The sequence below is a fragment of the Citrobacter sp. Cpo109 genome (assembly GCF_030332565.1).
GTDB classification, from domain to species: Bacteria; Pseudomonadota; Gammaproteobacteria; order Enterobacterales; family Enterobacteriaceae; genus Citrobacter; species Citrobacter portucalensis.
The window spans coordinates 27133-46836 of the sequence record NZ_JAOWHQ010000043.1 but is presented as its reverse complement, the minus strand read 5'-3'; the positions used below and the strand labels follow the sequence as shown (position 1 = coordinate 46836).

Here is a 19704-nt window from a genome sequence, read left to right as displayed (position 1 = left end):
GGGGGAATTGGGACATTTATGAAGCTCAAGGGAAAAATCAAAAAACGCTATTTTCTGTTCGCCATCATCCTTATTGTGGCGGTAATTGCACTTTGGCGAACGCTTAATGCGCCTTTACCTCAGTATCAAACATTAATTGTTCGTCCTGGCGATCTGCAGCAAAGCGTGTTGGCTACCGGTAAGCTGGATGCGCTGCGTAAAGTTGACGTCGGGGCGCAGGTCAGCGGGCAGTTAAAAACGCTGTCGGTTGCGATTGGCGATAAAGTAAAAAAGGATCAGTTGCTCGGCGTTATCGATCCTGAACAGGCGCAAAACCAAATCAAAGAGGTTGAAGCAACGCTGATGGAATTGCGCGCCCAGCGTTTACAAGCCGAAGCTGAGTGGAAGCTGGCGCGGGTTACTCTTTCCCGCCAACAACAGCTGGCGAAAACCCAGGCTGTTTCACAGCAGGATCTCGACACGGCGGCCACCGAAATGGCGGTCAAACAGGCGCAAATTGGCACAATTGACGCGCAAATTAAACGTAATCAGGCCTCACTCGATACGGCAAAAACCAACCTTGATTACACCCGCATCGTTGCGCCAATGGCTGGCGAAGTAACGCAAATTACTACGCTGCAAGGGCAAACCGTTATTGCCGCCCAGCAGGCCCCTAATATTCTGACGCTGGCGGATATGAGCACCATGCTGGTAAAAGCGCAGGTTTCTGAGGCTGATGTAATTCACCTGCATCCAGGGCAAAAGGCCTGGTTTACCGTGCTGGGCGATCCGCAAACACGCTATGAAGGTAAACTCAAAGATGTTCTTCCGACGCCAGAGAAAGTGAATGATGCGATTTTCTTCTATGCCCGCTTCGAAGTTCCAAACCCGAAAGGGATCCTGCGTCTGGATATGACCGCGCAGGTCCATATCCAGCTCACGGATGTCAAAAATGTCCTGACCATCCCGCTGTCGGCGCTGGGCGATCCTATTGGCAATAATCGTTATAACGTCAGGCTGCTGCGTAACGGCGAAACCCGCGAACGTGAAGTGGTTATCGGCGCGCGTAATGACACCGATGTGGAGATCGTGAAAGGGCTGGAAGAGGGGGATGAAGTCATTACCGGTGAGGGCAACGCTGGAGCTGCAAAATGACAGCATTGCTTGAGCTGAGCCATATCCGCCGCAGCTATCCGTCAGGTGAAGACCAGGTTGAGGTGTTGAAGGACGTATCCTTGAGCATTCAGGCCGGGGAAATGGTGGCGATTGTCGGGGCGTCGGGTTCGGGTAAATCGACGCTGATGAACATTCTCGGCTGTCTGGATAAGCCAACCAGCGGTACGTATCGCGTTGCCGGACGCGATGTCTCTACGCTGGATAGCGATGCGCTAGCGCAACTCCGTCGTGAGCATTTTGGTTTTATCTTCCAGCGCTATCACCTGCTGTCGCATTTAACCGCCGCACAAAACGTTGAGGTACCCGCGGTCTACGCTGGCACTGAACGTAAGCAGCGCCTGGCGCGTGCGCAGGAATTACTCCAGCGGCTGGGGTTGGGTGACCGGGTTGACTATCAACCTTCCCAGCTTTCCGGTGGTCAGCAGCAGCGGGTCAGTATCGCGCGTGCGCTGATGAACGGGGGGCAGGTTATTCTTGCCGACGAACCCACCGGTGCACTGGATAGCCATTCCGGCGAAGAGGTGATGGCGATTTTGCATCAGCTGCGCGATCGCGGGCATACGGTAATTATCGTTACTCACGACAGCCAGGTCGCCGCGCAGGCCGAACGGGTCATTGAAATTCGTGACGGCGAGATTGTGCGCAATCCACCGCCACAGAAACCCTCTGGCGGACGCGATATCGCGGAGCCAACGGTGAAAACGGCATCCGGCTGGAGCCAATTTGTCAGCGGTTTTCGTGAAGCGCTTACCATGGCCTGGCTGGCAATGGCCGCGAATAAAATGCGAACGCTACTGACCATGCTTGGGATCATCATCGGTATTGCTTCGGTGGTGTCGATTGTGGTGGTAGGCGATGCGGCTAAACAGCTGGTACTGGCAGATATTCGCGCTATTGGTACTAACACCATTGATATCTATCCAGGCAAAGATTTCGGCGACGACGATCCGCAATATCAACAGGCGTTGAAGTATGACGATTTGACGGCGCTAAAGAAGCAGCCCTGGGTCAGTTCAGTAACGCCTGCAGTGTCGAAGAACCTGCGGTTACGCTATGGCAACATCGATGTTGCTGCCAGTGCTAATGGCGTTAGCAGCGACTATTTCAACGTCTACGGCATGACATTTAGCGAAGGGACCACCTTTAACGCCGAGCAACTGGCGGGGCGTGCTCAGGTGGTGGTGCTCGACAGCAATACCCGTCGTCAGTTGTTCCCCAACAAAGCGAAAGTTGTTGGCGAGGTCGTGCTGGTGGGGAATATGCCTGCCACGGTGATTGGTGTTGCAGAAGAGAAACAGTCGATGTTTGGCAGTAGCAAGATCCTGCGTGTCTGGCTGCCTTACAGCACTATGTCCGGGCGCATAATGGGACAGTCGTGGCTGAACTCGATCACCGTGCGGGTGAAGGATGGTTTTGACAGTGCCCAGGCCGAACAGCAACTGACCCGACTGTTGACGTTGCGCCACGGTAAGAAGGATTTCTTCACCTGGAATATGGACGGTATCTTGAAAACCGCCGAAAAGACCACACGTACATTACAACTCTTCCTGACGCTGGTGGCGGTGATTTCGCTGGTGGTCGGTGGGATTGGCGTGATGAATATTATGCTGGTTTCGGTAACCGAACGAACGCGTGAGATTGGCATTCGTATGGCGGTTGGCGCTCGCGCCAGTGACGTGCTGCAACAGTTCTTAATTGAAGCAGTGTTGGTGTGTCTGGTTGGCGGCGCGTTGGGCATTAGCCTGTCGATGCTGATCGCCTTTACGCTACAGCTATTTCTGCCGGGCTGGGAAATTGGATTTTCACCCGTCGCGCTGTTGACGGCTTTCCTGTGTTCGACTGCAACCGGGGTGTTGTTTGGCTGGCTACCGGCGCGGAATGCGGCACGTCTGGATCCGGTAGATGCTCTGGCGCGGGAATAATGCCACAGAGATAAAAATGCCAGCCGCAAGGGCTGGCATTTTGACTGCGGGATGTACACAATGAGACAGAAGAGCTATGCGACAGCTTCTGCTTCAATGACAGGCACGATGACACTGGCATGATTGCCTTTTGGCCCCTGGTGGACATCAAACTGGACAGACTGTCCGGCTTTTAGCGTTCTGTAACCATCCATCTGAATGGTGGAGTAATGGGCGAAAATATCTTCGCCGCCGCCTTCGGGGCAAATGAAACCAAACCCTTTGGCGTTGTTGAACCACTTAACAGTACCCGTTTCCATACTTCGACATCCTTCGTAAATCTTATATAAGTAAGATGGAATGAACCGGTGGCGGAGTGGGGGCTGTTCAAAACCTCGCCAACTCTCGAAACTACAATTTAGAGAAATCAGGCGGGGCGTCAAGCGCCATACAGACGGAATAGGGTAAAAATGCATCAAAATTTGAAGCAGTTAACGCTATTGTCGGTTATGTGACAGATGTCGCGGATGGCACTAATAGATGATAGTTATCTAATACTTGAGGTAGATTGATTGTGCGCATAGGCTGCTTGTCAGCGGCAAGATTTTCTGCCGGAAACCGTAACTGAAGATGACGACTGACAATGGGTAAGACGAACGACTGGCTGGATTTCGATCTGCTGGCGGAAGACAAATTGCGCGACGCGCTAAAACCGCCATCTATGTATAAAGTGATATTAGTCAATGATGATTACACTCCGATGGAGTTTGTTATTGACGTGTTACAAAAATTCTTTTCTTATGATGTAGAACGTGCAACGCAACTGATGCTTGCAGTTCACTATCAAGGTAAAGCTATCTGCGGTGTGTTCACTGCCGAAGTGGCTGAAACCAAAGTAGCGATGGTGAACAAATATGCGAGGGAGAACGAGCATCCGTTGCTGTGTACGCTGGAAAAAGCCTGAATGCAGGCATAAACATTGGGGGAGGTGCCTATGCTCAATCAAGAACTGGAACTCAGTTTAAACATGGCTTTCGCCAGAGCGCGCGAGCACCGACATGAGTTTATGACCGTCGAGCACTTGTTACTGGCGTTGCTCAGTAACCCATCGGCCCGCGAAGCGCTGGAAGCGTGTTCTGTGGATCTGGTGGCGCTCCGTCAGGAACTCGAAGCCTTCATTGAACAGACCACACCTGTATTGCCTGCCAGTGAGGAAGAGCGCGACACGCAGCCAACGTTGAGTTTTCAGCGTGTACTGCAACGCGCGGTCTTTCATGTTCAGTCCTCCGGGCGCAATGAAGTTACCGGCGCAAATGTGCTGGTCGCTATCTTCAGCGAGCAGGAATCTCAGGCGGCTTATCTGCTGCGTAAGCATGAAGTAAGTCGTCTTGATGTGGTGAATTTTATTTCTCATGGCACGCGCAAAGACGAACCCAGCCAGTCTTCTGACTCTGGGAATCAGCCAAATAACGAAGAGCAAGCTGGCGGGGAGGACCGTATGGAAAACTTCACGACTAACCTTAACCAGCTTGCCCGAGTGGGCGGAATTGATCCGCTCATTGGCCGGGACAAAGAGCTGGAGCGCGCCATTCAGGTACTGTGCCGTCGCAGAAAAAACAACCCGCTGCTGGTGGGAGAGTCTGGTGTCGGTAAAACCGCCATTGCCGAAGGTCTCGCCTGGCGTATCGTCCAGGGTGATGTGCCTGAAATTATGGCTGATTGTACTCTTTACTCCCTGGATATCGGCTCGCTGCTGGCAGGCACCAAATATCGCGGTGATTTTGAAAAACGCTTTAAGGCGCTGTTGAAACAGCTGGAACAGGATACTAACAGCATTCTGTTTATCGATGAGATCCACACCATTATTGGTGCGGGTGCGGCATCGGGCGGCCAGGTGGATGCGGCTAACCTTATCAAGCCGTTGCTCTCCAGCGGGAAGATTCGTGTGATAGGGTCCACAACCTATCAGGAATTCAGCAATATCTTTGAAAAAGATCGTGCGTTAGCGCGTCGTTTCCAGAAAATCGATGTCACTGAGCCATCGGTAGAAGAGACCGTGCAGATAATCAACGGTCTGAAGCCGAAATACGAAGCGCACCATGACGTCCGCTATACCGCCAAAGCGGTGCGTGCAGCGGTCGAGCTGGCGGTGAAATACATTAACGATCGTCATCTGCCGGATAAAGCGATTGACGTGATTGATGAGGCGGGCGCGCGTGCGCGTCTGATGCCGGTCAGCAAGCGCAAGAAAACCGTCAACGTGGCGGATATCGAGTCCGTTGTGGCCCGCATTGCGCGGATCCCGGAGAAGAGCGTTTCGCAGAGCGATCGCGACACGCTGAAAAACCTGGGCAACCGTCTGAAAATGCTGGTATTCGGACAAGATAAAGCCATTGAGGCGCTGACTGAAGCGATCAAAATGAGCCGTGCCGGTCTGGGACACGAGCATAAACCGGTCGGTTCGTTCCTGTTTGCCGGACCAACTGGCGTCGGTAAGACCGAAGTCACGGTGCAGTTGTCCAAAGCACTCGGCATTGAACTGCTGCGTTTTGATATGTCCGAATATATGGAACGCCACACCGTCAGCCGCCTGATTGGTGCGCCTCCGGGGTATGTCGGTTTCGACCAGGGCGGTTTGCTGACCGATGCTGTTATTAAGCATCCGCATGCGGTACTGCTGCTGGATGAAATCGAAAAAGCACACCCGGATGTCTTTAACCTGCTGTTGCAGGTGATGGATAACGGCACGCTGACCGACAATAACGGGCGTAAAGCGGATTTCCGCAATGTGGTGCTGGTCATGACCACCAACGCCGGTGTGCGTGAAACTGAGCGTAAATCGATTGGGTTGATTCATCAGGACAATAGTACTGATGCAATGGGCGAAATCAAAAAAGTGTTTACGCCGGAATTCCGTAACCGCCTCGACAACATTATCTGGTTTGATCATCTCTCTACCGAGGTGATTCATCAGGTTGTTGATAAGTTTATCGTCGAGCTTCAGGTTCAGCTGGATCAGAAAGGTGTCTCTCTGGAAGTGAGCCAGGAAGCACGTGACTGGCTGGCAGAGAAAGGCTACGACCGCGCAATGGGCGCACGTCCAATGACGCGTGTTGTCCAGGATAACCTGAAAAAACCATTGGCTAACGAACTGCTGTTCGGTTCGCTGGTGGATGGTGGCCAGGTGACCGTTGCGCTGGATAAAGAGAAAAATGAGCTGACTTATGGTTTCCAGAGTGCGCAAAAGCACAAGCCAGAAGCTGCACATTAATCTTTAATCACCTAATCAGCCGGGTGTAATGCCCGGTTTTTTTTCGCCTGATAAAAGTGATTTGAATTGGGGTATTCAGGGAGTTTAAACGACAGGCAAAAAATAAGCCTGCGTAAGGGAGATTACGCAGGCTAAGGAGGTGGTTCCTGGTACAGCTAGCATTTATGGGTTATGTTTTTCAGCGGAGGGGATAATACCCTTAATGAACGAAACGGTATGTGATCGATTTCTAAGAATCTTCCGAACGCTGAAAAATAACCGTAATTAACTACTTAGCATGCGGGTCGCGCGTGGACTCACCGGTAAAATTACGCATCAACAATGCATAATTCAGATCGATATCCTCCGGTACAGGCATCCACACGGTGTAACCATCGCCCGGCGCAACCGGCATCGATTCGCCTTTCGCGTTTTCCATCTGTTCGAGAGTAAAGTTGATGTTGCCATGTGGGGTCATCAGCTCCAGGCTGTCGCCGACGGTGAATTTGTTTTTCACCAGTACGGCTGCCAGTTCACCTTTACGTTCGCCGGTGAATTCGCCGACAAACTGCTGACGCTCGGAAACAGAGAAACCGTATTCGTAGTTCTGATAGTCGTCATGTGTATGGCGGCGCAGGAACCCTTCGGTGTAACCACGATGTGCCAGACCTTCCAGCGTTTCCAGCAGTTGCGGGTCGAACGGTTTACCGGCTGCGGCATCATCAATGGCTTTACGATAGACCTGCGCGGTACGTGCACAGTAATAGTATGACTTGGTGCGGCCTTCGATCTTCAGGGAATGCACACCCATCTGCGTCAGACGTTCAACGTGGGCAATGGCACGCAAATCCTTCGAATTCATGATGTAAGTGCCATGTTCGTCTTCGAACGCGGTCATATACTCACCCGGACGCTGGGCTTCTTCAATCATAAAGACTTTGTCTGTCGGTGCGCCGATACCCAGCGTAGGCTCAACGTTTTGTACCGGGATAGGCTCGTATTTATGTACGATATTGCCCACCACGTCTTCTTTGCCTTCCTGCACGTTGTATTCCCAGCGGCAGGCATTGGTGCAGGTACCCTGGTTAGGGTCACGTTTGTTGATATAGCCAGAAAGCAGGCAACGGCCGGAGTAGGCCATACACAGCGCACCGTGAACGAAGATCTCAAGCTCCATATCCGGCACCTGGGTGCGGATCTCTTCGATTTCTTCCAGCGACAGCTCGCGGGAGAGGATCACGCGGGTCAGCCCCATCTGCTTCCAGAATTTCACCGTCGCCCAGTTTACGGCGTTAGCCTGTACTGAAAGGTGAATGTCCATGTCAGGGAAGTTTTCGCGCACCAGCATAATCAGACCAGGGTCTGACATGATCAGTGCATCCGGCCCCATTTCCACCACCGGTTTCAGATCACGAATGAAGGTCTTCAGCTTGGCATTGTGTGGGGCAATGTTAACCACCACATAGAATTTTTTACCCAGTTCATGAGCTTCATTAATGCCGAGCTGCAGGTTTTCGTGGTTGAATTCGTTGTTGCGTACGCGCAGTGAGTAACGCGGTTGGCCCGCATACACAGCGTCTGCGCCATAGGCGAAAGCGTAACGCATGTTTTTCAGCGTTCCCGCCGGGGAAAGGAGTTCCGGTTTAAACATAATTTTCTCGTTCTGATGACAGGTCAGACTCGCCTCACTCAATGAGGCGGTTAGGGGAGTGCCCCCATATTAAGGGCGGGCATTGTAGCGCTGCGAGGAAGTCAGGTAAAGAAAAACGCCGGGCGACAGCGTTGCGTTACCCGGCTGAGCGAGTAATTATCAGGTCTTATCTTTTATCGTCTGACTGGCACCATTGGTCTTAACTGAAGCAATACCGGTCTCGCGTGACTGTTCATTCGCATACAGTTGACTGCTACCAATAATCTGGTGGTTTGCAGCTTTCAGGTTGAAATGTAATTTGCCATTAGCCGCTGTTTTTTTCTCATAACGCTCATCCAGAGGGCTGTTAGCCTGGACAGATGCGATCCCTTTTTCTGCAGCGCCTTTTGTAGTGTAAAGCTCACTGGTAAGGATTATTTCCCCGTTCCCAGCTTTAAGAACAAAGCGGTACTGATCATCGCTACTCTTACTTAATTCAAACCAACCAGCCATATGAACTCCTTGATTAAAAGTTTTATATCAAACAGTTATTGACGACAGTATTGTCAGAAACAGTATGAGCGATATTTGGAGAGTTGCTAGTTACCAGGGCTCACGGAGCCCTGAAGGGCAGGAGAGTTTAAGCAATTCGGCAGGCGTCGGCTTCCCAGCGATACCCCACGCCATAGACCGCGCGGATAAACGACTGCTCGGCATCCAGCGACTCCAGCTTGCGTCGCAGGTTCTTAATATGGCTGTCGATGGTGCGGTCGGTAACGACGCGGTAATCGTCATAGAGATGATTGAGCAACTGTTCACGGGAGAACACTTTTCCCGGCTCATGTGACAACGTTTTAAGTAAGCGGAATTCGGCGGGCGTTAAATCGAGCATCTTCCCACGCCAGGAGGCCTGAAAACGGCCTTCATCGACGATAAGCGGGCTTTCTGCATCCATTTGTTGCAGTTCGCGCTGCGGTTTGCATCGGCGCAGGATCGTTTTTACGCGCGCGACAACTTCGCGCGGGCTGTAAGGTTTACAAATATAATCATCAGCACCGATCTCCAGCCCCAGCAGGCGATCAATCTCTTCGATTTTAGCGGTTACCATCATGATGGGGACTTCTGAGAAGCGGCGGATTTCCCGACACAGGGTCAGACCGTCGGTACCGGGCAGCATCAGATCCAACAAGATCAGATCGGGCGGCGTTTGACGCACGTAAGGCAGAACAAGGTCGCCGTGGTTGATCAGCGTAGGGGCATAGCTCGCTGCCCGCAGGTAGTCGATCAGCAGTTGCCCCAGCTTAGGCTCATCTTCCACGATCAGAATACGCGGTGTGTTTTCATCAATGGGTAACTCAGTCATACATCTCTCTGTAAATCGCGTTCCAGCGGTAACTCTACTGTAATGCTAACCCCACCAAAAGGCGAATGGGCGGCACGAATCAGACCATTATGCGCCAGTACGATATTGACGCAAATCGCCAGCCCCAATCCGGAACCTCCGCTGGCGCGGTTGCGCGAGCCTTCGGTGCGATAAAATCGTTCAAACAGCTTCTGTAACTGCTCGTCACTTACGCCAGGAGCGGAATCTGCGAAGGTTAATAACACCATGCGTTCGCGTTGTTCGGCGCTGATATGCAACCCGCCACCGCTATCGGTGTAGCGCAGACTGTTTTCCAGCAGGTTGTTGAACAGCTGCATCAGACGATCCCTGTCACCAAATACCGTCATGCTGTCGGGGAGCGAAAGCTGTATGGTCAATCCACGGCTGGCGAAGCGTTCACGAAATGCGCCGCTTGCCACTTCCAATAGGGGGATGAGGTCCAGCGATGTTTTCTGATAGGCCAGCGCGCCTTCATCTGACATGGAGAGCTGATGAAGGTCGTCAACCAGTTTGGTGAGCGTACCGACTTCAGCCTGCAACGAGGCAACGGAGTCAGGGGTAAACTGGCGTACGCCATCCTGAATGGCCTCCAGTTCACCGCGCAACACCGCCAACGGCGTACGCAGTTCGTGAGAAATATCGGCCATAAAGTCACGACGCATCTGCTGGTTTTTTTCCAACGTACTGGCGAGCTGGTTGAAGTCCTGCGCCAGCTTGCCCAGCTCATCCGTACTGGTTGGCGTAACGCGAGTGGTGAAATCGCCCGCTGCCAGTTTGTGCGTGCCTTCCACCAACCGTTTAACCGGGGCCAGCAGGCTGCGCGCCAGCGTAAACGTCGCCAGCGCGGCCAGGATCGTGGAGAGCGCAACGATAAGCCAACTGGATCGTCTTTGCTGCATGTCGAAATTGATATCCGTATTCCGCGTTAAGCGTTCTACAGGAGAGGCGATCACGGCGCCCACTTCGCTACCGTTAACGCGTATGGGATGGCGCATGCCGTCGCGAGGAACTGGGCCGCGCGGGCCGACCAGCACGCGGGCATTTTGGTCGACAACCCAAAACTGTGTACGCCAGCCGTGTGGCGGCATGCCTGGGCCCGGTTTATCATCGTCGTTATCGTGTTCAAAAGAGCGCAGGATCTGGAAAACAAAACGATCGTTATTGCGTAAGAATCTCCAGTTGCCGTGCTGCTCGTACTGCTCGCTTAATGCGTCGCTGAGCATTTGCAGCCGCTGCTCGTTGCCGTGCTTGATATAGTCAATAAAACCACGTTCGAAGCTAATGCGTACGGCCCAGTGCATGCTGATCAGCAACACAATGCAGGTGGCGAAAATTGCCAGAAACAGTTTGCCGGTGATACCGGGCCGCCAGAACTTCATCAGGTGCTCCTTTTGCGCCGTGAAATCACCGCGTTGGTTTGCGTGTCGTTCGGCACGCGGGCAAAAATAATGGCGGGCAGCGCAATAATGAAGGCGATGCACAGCCAGGTATACATAAAGACGGTATGCGTACTTCCGCTGTCGATGGCGATATGCTGTTGGCCGAACATGCCCAGCAGCAGGCCTGCGATGGTCACACCAATACTCATCGATAGCTGCATGATCATCGACAGCAGGCTGTTACCGCTGCTGGCCAGATCGTCAGGCAGATCTTTTAACGTAAGCGTGTTCATGGATGAAAAACGCGTTGAGTTGACCATTCCCTGTAAAAACAGCACGAAGGGCAGGGCGTAATACCAGCCCAGCAGTGCCGTGGTCATTAGCAACAGACTGACCAGCGAAAGGCCAAGCGTAGTGGTAATCAGCACACGACGGTAACCAAAGCGGTTAACGACCTGCACCACAATGCGCTTCATGCCCATACTGCCCAGCACCATCGGGATCATCATCAGCCCGGCATGAAAAGGTGAAAAACCGAGGCCAATCTGTAAAAACACCGGTGTCATAAACGGCAACATGCCGCTGCCGATGCGTCCGGCAAAACTGCCGAACAGACCTAGCGAGAAGGTTGGTGTGCGAAACAGATTCAGGCTGAATAGCGCACGCGGATTACGATGGGCGTGTTTCAGATACAGCGCAATAGCCAACACCCCGCAGATAACCAACGCCGCCAGCGTGATACTGGAGAGGCCGGTTCCTTTGCTGCCATCGAGCGCCAGCGTCAGTACCGCCATGCCGACCGCCAGCATCGCGAACCCAGAGAGGTCGAAACGTCGGGTTTGCATGGTGTAGTTGGGCATCAGCATTAACGTCGCTATCGCACCGACAATACCAACCGGAATGTTAATCAAAAATATCCAGTGCCAGGAGGCGTATTCAACCAGAATTCCGCCTAACGCCGGGCCCAGCAGCGGGCCGATTTGACCGGGTAAAGTGACAAACGTCATTGCCGCCATATATTGCTCACGCGGGACGATTTTCATCACCGTTAGCCTGCCGACCGGCACCATCATCGCGCCGCCAACGCCTTGTAAGACGCGCGCCATCACCAGCTCGTTGAGCGTGCTGGACCCGGCGCAAAACAGCGAGCCAAGCGTAAATAGGATGATGGCGGTGAAGAAGATATTACGCACGCCAACTTTGTCCGCCAGCCATCCGCTGGCGGGCAGCATCACGGCCACAGTTAAAACATATGACACAATGACCATATGCATGTGTAACGGGCTTTCCCCGAGGCTTGCCGCCATCGAGGGAAGCGCGGTGTTAACGATGGTGGTATCCAGCGACTGCATAAAAAAGCCAAATGCCACAATCCAAAGTTGCCAGCGGGTGCTGTCGGGAAGTTCTGTCATAACTCTGCTACCGGTTTGCTGTTTTTACGCGAAAAACGCAGACGCAGACGGTCGAAAAAGAGATAGACCACGGGCGTGGTGTACAGCGTCAGGAGCTGACTCACGACCAGCCCACCGACAATGGTTATCCCCAAAGGCTGACGCAGTTCAGAGCCATCGCCTGCGGATAACACCAACGGCAACGCGCCAAACAACGCCGCCAGCGTGGTCATCATTATTGGGCGAAAGCGCCACAAGCAGGCCTGGAAAATAGCTTCTTCCGGCTGTAGCTTGCCGTTTCTCTGCGCTTCCAGCGCAAAATCGACCATCATGATGGCGTTTTTCTTCACAATGCCAATTAATAGCATGATCCCTATCAGGGCGATTAGGCTGAACGGGGCATTGAACAGTTCCAGCGCCAGCAACGCCCCGACGCCAGCCGAAGGTAGCGTGGAGAGGATGGTCAGCGGATGGACATAGCTTTCATACAGCATACCCAGCACGATATAGACCGTGGCGATGGCGGCGATAATCAGGATCACCTGCGAATTCATCGTGTCCTGAAATACCTGTGCGGTACCGGCAAAGCTACCGCGAACCGTGGAAGGGACGCCGAGCTGGGTCATGGTTCTGTTGATGGCCTCTGTCGCTTCTGACAGTGAAGAACCTGTCGGCAGGTTAAACGACACGGTTGAGGCGGCAGACAAGCCCTGATGGTTCACAGACAGTGGCGCATTCGCCGGCTGCCATTTGGCAAAGTACGATAACGGGATCGCTTTACCGTCATTGTTGATGACGAACATTTTGTCCAGTGCGCTGATGTCCTGGGTGTAACGTCGATCGACCTCCATCACCACTTTGTACTGGTTCATCGGCTGATAGATGGTAGAGATCTGTCGTTGTCCGAAAGCATTATTCAACAGGCTGTTGGCGGCTGCCACGTCGATCCCCAGACGAGACATGGTGTCGCGATCGTAAATCAGATTCATCTCCGCGCCATTGTCCTGCTGATCGGAGTTGACGTCTGCCAGTTGGGGCAGTGCGGCAAGCGCCTTACGGATCTTCGGTTCCCACTCACGCAGCGCCGCGAGATCGTCGGACAGCAATGTGTATTGATAGCTGGCGTTGGCCTGGCGTCCACCAACGCGAATATCTTGCACCGCCATTAAAAACAGATTCGCACCTGGCTCTTTTGAAAGCGCGACGCGCAGGCGGTCGATCACCTGCTGAGCGGTTTCATGGCGCTCATCACGTGGCTTGAGGGTAATAAACATCATCCCGCTGTTGACCCGCGAACCACCGGTAAAACCGGTGACGTTATTCACCGCCGGGTCGTCGCGGATGATCTTCATAAAGTCCTGCAGTTTGCCGCGCATGGCCTGAAATGAGATGCTCTGGTCGGCCTGGATCCCACCCATCAATACACCCGTATCCTGCTCCGGGAAGAAGGTTTTGGGGATGGAAATATAAAGCCAGATATTCAGCGCAATGGTGCCAAGCAACACCACGCCTACCAGCCGCGTATGGTGCAGCACCCATTTAAGCGAGGTGCCGTAACTCTGTTGCAGCGCCACCAGCACACGACCAAAACCCCGTTTGCGAGACTGTTCGCGCGGGGAGCTAGATTTGAGCATCCAGCCGCACATCATTGGCGTTAATGTCAGCGACACCAGCAGCGAGATACCGATAGCAACCGACAGCGTGACGGCAAATTCGCGCAGCAAGCGCCCAGGCAATCCGCCCATTAATAGCAGTGGCAGGAACACCGCCACCAGCGACAGACTCATGGAAAGCACGGTGAATCCCACTTCGCGCGTACCCTGTAACGCTGCCTGGAGAGGCTTCATTCCTGCTTCCAGGTGGCGGGCAATATTTTCCAGCACCACGATGGCGTCATCGACGACAAATCCCGTGGCAATGGTTAACGCCATCAACGACAGGTTGTTCAGGCTGAATCCACACAGATACATGGCGGCAAAGGTACCGATCAGCGAGACCGGAACAGCTACCGCGGGGATCAGCGTCGCACGCCCGGAGCGCAGGAAAATAAAGACCACCAGGATAACCAGCGCCACGGAGATAATCAGCGTCTGTTCGACTTCTTCCAGCGAGGCGCGAATGGTCGGCGAGCGGTCCTGGGCGATTTGCAGATCGATGGCGGCCGGTACCAGCGTTTGTAGCTCCGGTAATTTGGCGCGAATGCTGTCTACCGTCTGAATGATATTGGCTTCCGGTAGCTTGCGGATCATCAACAGAATGGCCGGTTTGGCATTGGTCATCCCCGCGTTGCGTACGTCCTGCACCGAGTCGGTTACAGACGCAACGTCGCCCAGTCGCACCGCCGCGCCGTTATTGTAGTGGATGATGATCGGCTGGTATTCGGCGGCGGTTTTCAGCTCATCGTTGGTTTGGACCTGCCAGCGGTGAGTATCATTCTCGATAGCACCCTGCGGCTTACGCACGTTGGCGTTGTCAATTGCGCTACGCACGTCATCCAGCGACACACCCTGGTTAAACAGCGCCTGCGGATTAAGCCCTACACGCACGGCAGGCAGTGAGCTGCCACCAACGTCCACGTCGCCCACGCCGTCGATTTGTGCGATGGTCTGCGCCAGCTGGGTTGATGCGAAATCGTACAATTCACCTTGCGAGTACGTGTCCGATGTTAGCGTCAGGATCATGATTGGCGCATCGGAAGGGTTGGCTTTGCGATATGTTGGTCGGCTCGGCATCCCGCTGGGTAGCAGACTTTGCGCGGCGTTAATCGCGGCCTGAACGTCCCGCGCCGCGCCATTGATGTCACGGTCGAATTTGAATTCGAGAATAATACGCGTACTGCCAAGTGAACTGCTTGATGTCATTTCGTTCACGCCCGCAATGCGCCCCAGCGAGCGCTCCAGCGGAGTTGCGACCGAGGACGCCATCGTTTCGGGTGAGGCACCCGGTAACGATGCGCTGACCATGATCACCGGAAAATCCACCTGCGGCAGCGGAGCGACCGGCAGCAGACGAAATCCGAGTATGCCGCACAGGGTGATGGCTACCGAAATGAGAATGGTCGCCACTGGACGATGAATGAAAAGCGCGAAAAATTTCATTTACGCTTCCTCTTCCTGACGCGGGAAGCGGCTTTTCACGTACAACGACAGACGGTCAAACAGCAGATAAATCACCGGGGTGGTAAACAGGGTTAATACCTGACTCACCAGCAGCCCACCGACCATGCCAATACCTAATGGGCGACGTAACTCTGCGCCCACGCCGGTACTCAACATCAGCGGCAACGCGCCGAGCAGTGCCGCCAGTGTAGTCATCAGGATCGGGCGAAAACGCAGCAGACAGGCCTGGAAAATGGCATCGCGTGGTGACATTCCCTGTTCGCGCTCCGCGGCAAGGGCAAAATCGATCATCATGATGGCGTTTTTCTTGACGATACCGATGAGCAAAATTATGCCGATAATCGCGATGACGTCCAGTTCGCTGCCGGCAATCATTAACGCCAGAAGCGCCCCGACACCCGCCGTCGGCAACGTGGAGAGAATAGTAATTGGGTGAATAAAGCTCTCATACAGCACGCCGAGGACGATATACATCGCGACAACCGCAGCCACAATCAACCAGATGGTATTTCCCAGCGCGGCCTGAAAGGCGAGCGTACTGCCCTGGAACTGGGTGGTAATATTTGCGGGCAAGTTAAGCGTTTTTTCGGTATCCAGAATGGCCTGTACCGCATCACCCAGCGACCACTCGTCTGGCACGTTGAACGAGATGGTGGTGACCGGGAACTGATCGAGGTGGTTAATCGACAGTGGGGCAAAACGCTGTTCAATGCTGGCGATCGCGCTGAGCGGTACTATGCCACCGTCGCTACTGGTCAGACGTATTGTATCCAGTGCCGCAAGCCCCGGTGTATTGTTGGTGTCATGTTCTAACACCACGCGATACTGATTTGCCTGGGTGTAGATAGTTGAAATCAGTCGCTGGCCGAAGGCGTTGTACAGGGCGTTGTCGACATCTGACATGCTGATGCCCAAACGGCTGGCGCTGTCGCGATTGACGTTCACATATGCTACCAGCCCTTTGTCCTGCCAGTCGCTACTGACATCGGACAGTTGCGGTAGCTGATTTAGTTTTGCTATCAGTTGTGGAACCCAGGTGCTGAGGGCATCAAGGGATGTCGCTTGCAGCGTGAACTGATATTGCGTCCGGCTGACCTGAGTATCAATCGTCAGGTCCTGAGTGGGCTGAAGATAAAGGTCAACGCCGGGAACTCTGTCAACCGCGTCCTGTAGGCGCGCAATCACTTTCTGCACCCGATCGTCGCGTTCATCCAGCGGCTTAAGGTTGATTTGTAAGCGCGCGCTGTTCAATGCCGTATTAGTGCCGTCCACACCGACAAAAGCGGTCAGGCTTTCTACTGCCGGATCTTTCAGAATGACATCTGAAACCTGACGCTGGCGCTGGGCCATGCTGGCAAATGAGCTGGACTGTGGCGCCTGTAGCGTTCCCTGGATAATGCCGTTATCCTGGATCGGAAAGAAGCCTTTGGGGATAAAGACCCATAGCATAACGCTCAGCGCCAGCGTGCCGAGCGCTACGCTGAGCGTGAGCCACGGATGGTTGAGCACTTTCGCCAGCCAGTGTCCGTACCCGGCAATAACGCGATCAAACATTCGCTCTGAGGCACGGGAGAAGCGGTTTTGCTTACGTAATGAGGCCTGATTCAGCATACGCGCGCACATCATCGGCGTAAGAGTGAGCGAGACAACGGCGGAAATCAGAATCGCTACGGCCAGCGTCACAGCGAACTCACGGAACAATCGACCTACGATATCTCCCATAAACAGCAGTGGGATCAGTACGGCGATCAGTGAAAATGTCAGAGAGATGATGGTAAAACCAATCTCGCCCGCGCCCTTCAGGGCAGCAGTCAGCGGTTTTTCGCCTTTTTCGATATAGCGTGAAATATTCTCGATAACCACGATAGCGTCATCCACCACAAAACCTGTCGCAATGGTTAGCGCCATGAGGGTCAGGTTGTTGATGGAGAAATCGAGGAATACCATCACCGCGAAAGTACCGATTAACGATAACGGTACGGCGACCGCAGGAATAATGGTTGCCGGAATATTGCGCAAAAACAGGTAGATAATCATGACTACCAGCGCAATCGCCAGCATCAACTCAAATTGGGTATCCGCTACGGACGCACGGATATTGGTCGTACGATCGGAAAGTACGCTTACCTTAACCGATTTGGGCAGGCTTTCGGTAAGCTGCGGCAGCATCTGGCGGATACTGTCTGCCGTGGAGATGATGTTCGCGCCAGGTTGGCGCTGAACATTCATCACTATAGCTTGTTGCTTATTGGCCCATGCGCCCAGCCAGCTGTTTTCTGCTCCTTGTTCGACGGTGGCGACATCGCCCAAACGAACCGGCGCACCGTTTTTATAGGCAATAATGAGCTGACGATATTCGTCTGCGGACTGCATCTGGTCGTTGGCTGAAAGGGTAACGGCACGCGTTGGGCCATCAAGACTCCCTTTTGCTGAATTGACGTTGGCACCGGTAATGGCCGTACGGATGGTTTCGCTGGTCAGACCGAGTGCGGCAATGGCCTGAGCGTTAAGTTTCACGCGGACCGCCGGACGTTGCCCTCCGGAAAGTGTTACCAGACCCACGCCGGATACCTGAGAGATTTTCTGCGCGACGCGGGTTTCGACCATATCTTCCACCTGCGTCATCGGCATGGCGCTGGAAGTGACCGCCAGTGTCATGATCGGCGGATCTGCCGGGTTTACCTTGCTGTAGACCGGAGGGTTAGGGAGATCGCTGGGTAATAAATTGGTGGCGGCGTTAATCGCGGCCTGAACTTCCTGCTCGGCAACATCCAACGGGAGCGTCAGTTGAAACTGTAACGTAACGACCGATGCGCCACCGGAACTTTGTGATGACATCTGTTTTAAGCCAGACATCTGCCCGAACTGACGTTCAAGCGGTGCGGTGACCGCCGAGGTCATGACGTCCGGGCTGGCGCCGGGGTAGAGCGTAACGACCTGAATCGTGGGGTAATCCACTTCAGGTAAGGCGGCGATTGGCAGGAAGCGATAGCCGATAATACCGGCAAGCAAAATCGCGACCATCAGCAGAGTGGTGGCGACGGGGCGCAGAATAAACAGGCGCGATGGTCCGCCTGTGCTGTCCGGAGGTAACACCTGCATCAGGAGTTGGCTCCTTTTTTGCCGTATCCGCGTGGCGCTGTTTTCTCATCGGAAACAGAGGCGTCGTGCGCCTCAACGACTTCGACTTTTGCGCCTTCCGTCAGACGATCGATACCGTCGGTCACGACTCGATCGCCCGCAGACAGCCCGGCGGCGATCACCACTTTTTGGCTATCCTGAATACCCGGTTTCACCAGATGTTTGCTCACTTTGTTATCGCTATTCAGTACCCAGACAAAGTGGCCTTCGTTGCCCATCTGCAGGGCGGCAGTTGGGATCACAACGGCATTTTGTTGTGTGTCGACCAGCATGCGGGCGTTAACGAACTGGTTAGGGAATAAGGCATCATCCTGATTGGAAAAACGAGCCTTAACTTTGATTGTTCCGGTGGTGGCATCAATCTGATTGTCGAGACTGAGCAGGACGCCTTCGCTGAGCTTTTGCGAATTGGTTCGGTCCCAGGCTTCGACCTTCAGCTGGCTCCCCGATTTTTGTGCCTGCAACACGGTAGCAATGTCGTTTTCAGGCAAAGTAAATATCAGGTCGATGGGATGCGTTTGCGTAATGACGACAATTCCGGTGGTATCGCCGCTGGAAATTTGGTTACCGACATCGACCTGTTTCAGGCCGACACGACCATCGACAGGCGCGGTTATCCGACTCCAGTCGAGCTGCAACTGAGCGCTGGCGACGCTGGCTTCATCCGCTTTGATTGTGCCTAACGTCTCGTTGACCAGCGCCTGCTGGGCATCCAGTTCCTGGCGGGAGACCAGATTGGTTTTAACCAACTGTTGATAGCGGGCAAGATCGCGACGGGCATTCGCCAGCGTGGCTTTATCTTTTGCCAGTTGTCCCTGCGCCTGAGCCAGAGCAACTTTGAACTGGCTGGGATCTATCTCTGCCAGCAGGTCGCCGGCTTTCACCTGTTGTCCTTCCTCAAAGTGTAAGGCGATGAGTTGACCATCCACCCGACTACGCACCGTGGCGGTATTTGCGGCAGTAACGGTCCCCAGCCCTGTCAGATAGCGTGGCACGGCTTCCTCGGTGGCGGTGGCAGCCTGCACGGGAGCCAACGGTCCGGAGCGCATTCCACGCCGTCCTGACCCCGCCGTGTGCTGCGCGGGTTTGGTCGCGCCCGGTGCGGTTCCCTGGGATGCACTGTGGCTTTGCCAGAACCAGATGGCGGCGACGGCGGCCACGACGATCACGATTGCTATCACCCAGCGGGATTTATTACTGCCTTTCATTGTTATGAGTTTCTCATCCTGAAACGATTCGCGGAATGATACTAGTTTAGCCAGTGAACAAGGGAGAAAAATGGAGGAATTATGAAACACTGTCGGGATTCGTCTGAATGCTGACGCGGCTTTGCGAGGCGTTACGCAACAATCGG

Annotated in this window: 13 protein-coding genes; 4 read left to right on the top strand and 9 right to left on the bottom strand. The window is 53.9% G+C overall.

Going from position 1 to position 19704, the window contains the following annotated elements; genetic code table 11:
* Positions 1 to 18 precede the first annotated feature (18 nt).
* Entirely contained in the window at positions 19 to 1134 is a 1116-nt protein-coding gene (gene macA, locus OGY71_RS03890; protein ID WP_286612892.1) for a macrolide transporter subunit MacA, read from the top strand.
* Positions 1131 to 3077 (top strand): macrolide ABC transporter ATP-binding protein/permease MacB, encoded by a 1947-nt coding sequence (macB, locus tag OGY71_RS03885; RefSeq protein WP_286612890.1) that lies wholly within the window; start codon positions 1131 to 1133, stop codon positions 3075 to 3077. Before macA ends, macB begins: the two co-directional genes overlap by 4 nt.
* A gap of 74 nt (positions 3078 to 3151) precedes the next feature.
* Here macB and cspD read toward each other — a convergent pair whose 3' ends face one another.
* Positions 3152 to 3376 (bottom strand): cold shock-like protein CspD, encoded by a 225-nt coding sequence (gene cspD, locus OGY71_RS03880; protein WP_003036813.1) that lies wholly within the window; start codon positions 3374 to 3376, stop codon positions 3152 to 3154.
* A 323-nt stretch (positions 3377 to 3699) separates the two neighbouring features.
* Between cspD and clpS the strand changes: the two genes are divergently transcribed.
* Positions 3700 to 4020, top strand: a complete 321-nt coding sequence (gene clpS / locus OGY71_RS03875; RefSeq protein WP_003036810.1) for an ATP-dependent Clp protease adapter ClpS — start codon at positions 3700 to 3702, stop codon at positions 4018 to 4020.
* 30 nt (positions 4021 to 4050) lie between these two features.
* Positions 4051 to 6327 (top strand): ATP-dependent Clp protease ATP-binding subunit ClpA, encoded by a 2277-nt coding sequence (gene clpA / locus OGY71_RS03870; RefSeq protein ID WP_003036804.1) that lies wholly within the window; start codon positions 4051 to 4053, stop codon positions 6325 to 6327.
* A gap of 268 nt (positions 6328 to 6595) precedes the next feature.
* Here clpA and trhP read toward each other — a convergent pair whose 3' ends face one another.
* The 8 genes from trhP to OGY71_RS03830 form a co-directional block, all read right to left on the bottom strand.
* Positions 6596 to 7957 carry a prephenate-dependent tRNA uridine(34) hydroxylase TrhP gene (trhP, locus tag OGY71_RS03865; protein ID WP_286612888.1) on the bottom strand — a complete coding sequence of 454 codons (1362 nt, stop codon included), beginning with the start codon at positions 7955 to 7957 and terminating at the stop codon, positions 6596 to 6598.
* Positions 7958 to 8116: 159 nt separating this feature from the next.
* Positions 8117 to 8449: a YegP family protein gene (locus tag OGY71_RS03860; RefSeq protein ID WP_003834279.1), complete on the bottom strand. Its 333-nt coding sequence runs from the start codon at positions 8447 to 8449 to the stop codon at positions 8117 to 8119.
* A gap of 127 nt (positions 8450 to 8576) precedes the next feature.
* Complete coding sequence (gene baeR / locus OGY71_RS03855; RefSeq protein ID WP_003834278.1) at positions 8577 to 9299, bottom strand: envelope stress response regulator BaeR; 723 nt, start codon at positions 9297 to 9299, stop codon at positions 8577 to 8579.
* Positions 9296 to 10699, bottom strand: a complete 1404-nt coding sequence (gene baeS, locus OGY71_RS03850) for an envelope stress sensor histidine kinase BaeS (protein ID WP_286586988.1) — start codon at positions 10697 to 10699, stop codon at positions 9296 to 9298. Before baeS ends, baeR begins: the two co-directional genes overlap by 4 nt.
* Positions 10699 to 12111: an MFS transporter gene (locus tag OGY71_RS03845; protein ID WP_003834276.1), complete on the bottom strand. Its 1413-nt coding sequence runs from the start codon at positions 12109 to 12111 to the stop codon at positions 10699 to 10701. The genes baeS and OGY71_RS03845 overlap by 1 nt, the downstream gene beginning before the upstream one ends.
* Positions 12108 to 15188 (bottom strand): multidrug efflux RND transporter permease subunit MdtC, encoded by a 3081-nt coding sequence (mdtC, locus tag OGY71_RS03840; RefSeq protein ID WP_286612885.1) that lies wholly within the window; start codon positions 15186 to 15188, stop codon positions 12108 to 12110. Before mdtC ends, OGY71_RS03845 begins: the two co-directional genes overlap by 4 nt.
* Positions 15189 to 18311: an MdtB/MuxB family multidrug efflux RND transporter permease subunit gene (locus OGY71_RS03835; RefSeq protein ID WP_003834274.1), complete on the bottom strand. Its 3123-nt coding sequence runs from the start codon at positions 18309 to 18311 to the stop codon at positions 15189 to 15191. It lies immediately after the preceding gene.
* Positions 18311 to 19558 (bottom strand): MdtA/MuxA family multidrug efflux RND transporter periplasmic adaptor subunit, encoded by a 1248-nt coding sequence (locus OGY71_RS03830; RefSeq protein ID WP_197385704.1) that lies wholly within the window; start codon positions 19556 to 19558, stop codon positions 18311 to 18313. Before OGY71_RS03830 ends, OGY71_RS03835 begins: the two co-directional genes overlap by 1 nt.
* Between the last annotated feature and the right edge of the window lie 146 nt (positions 19559 to 19704).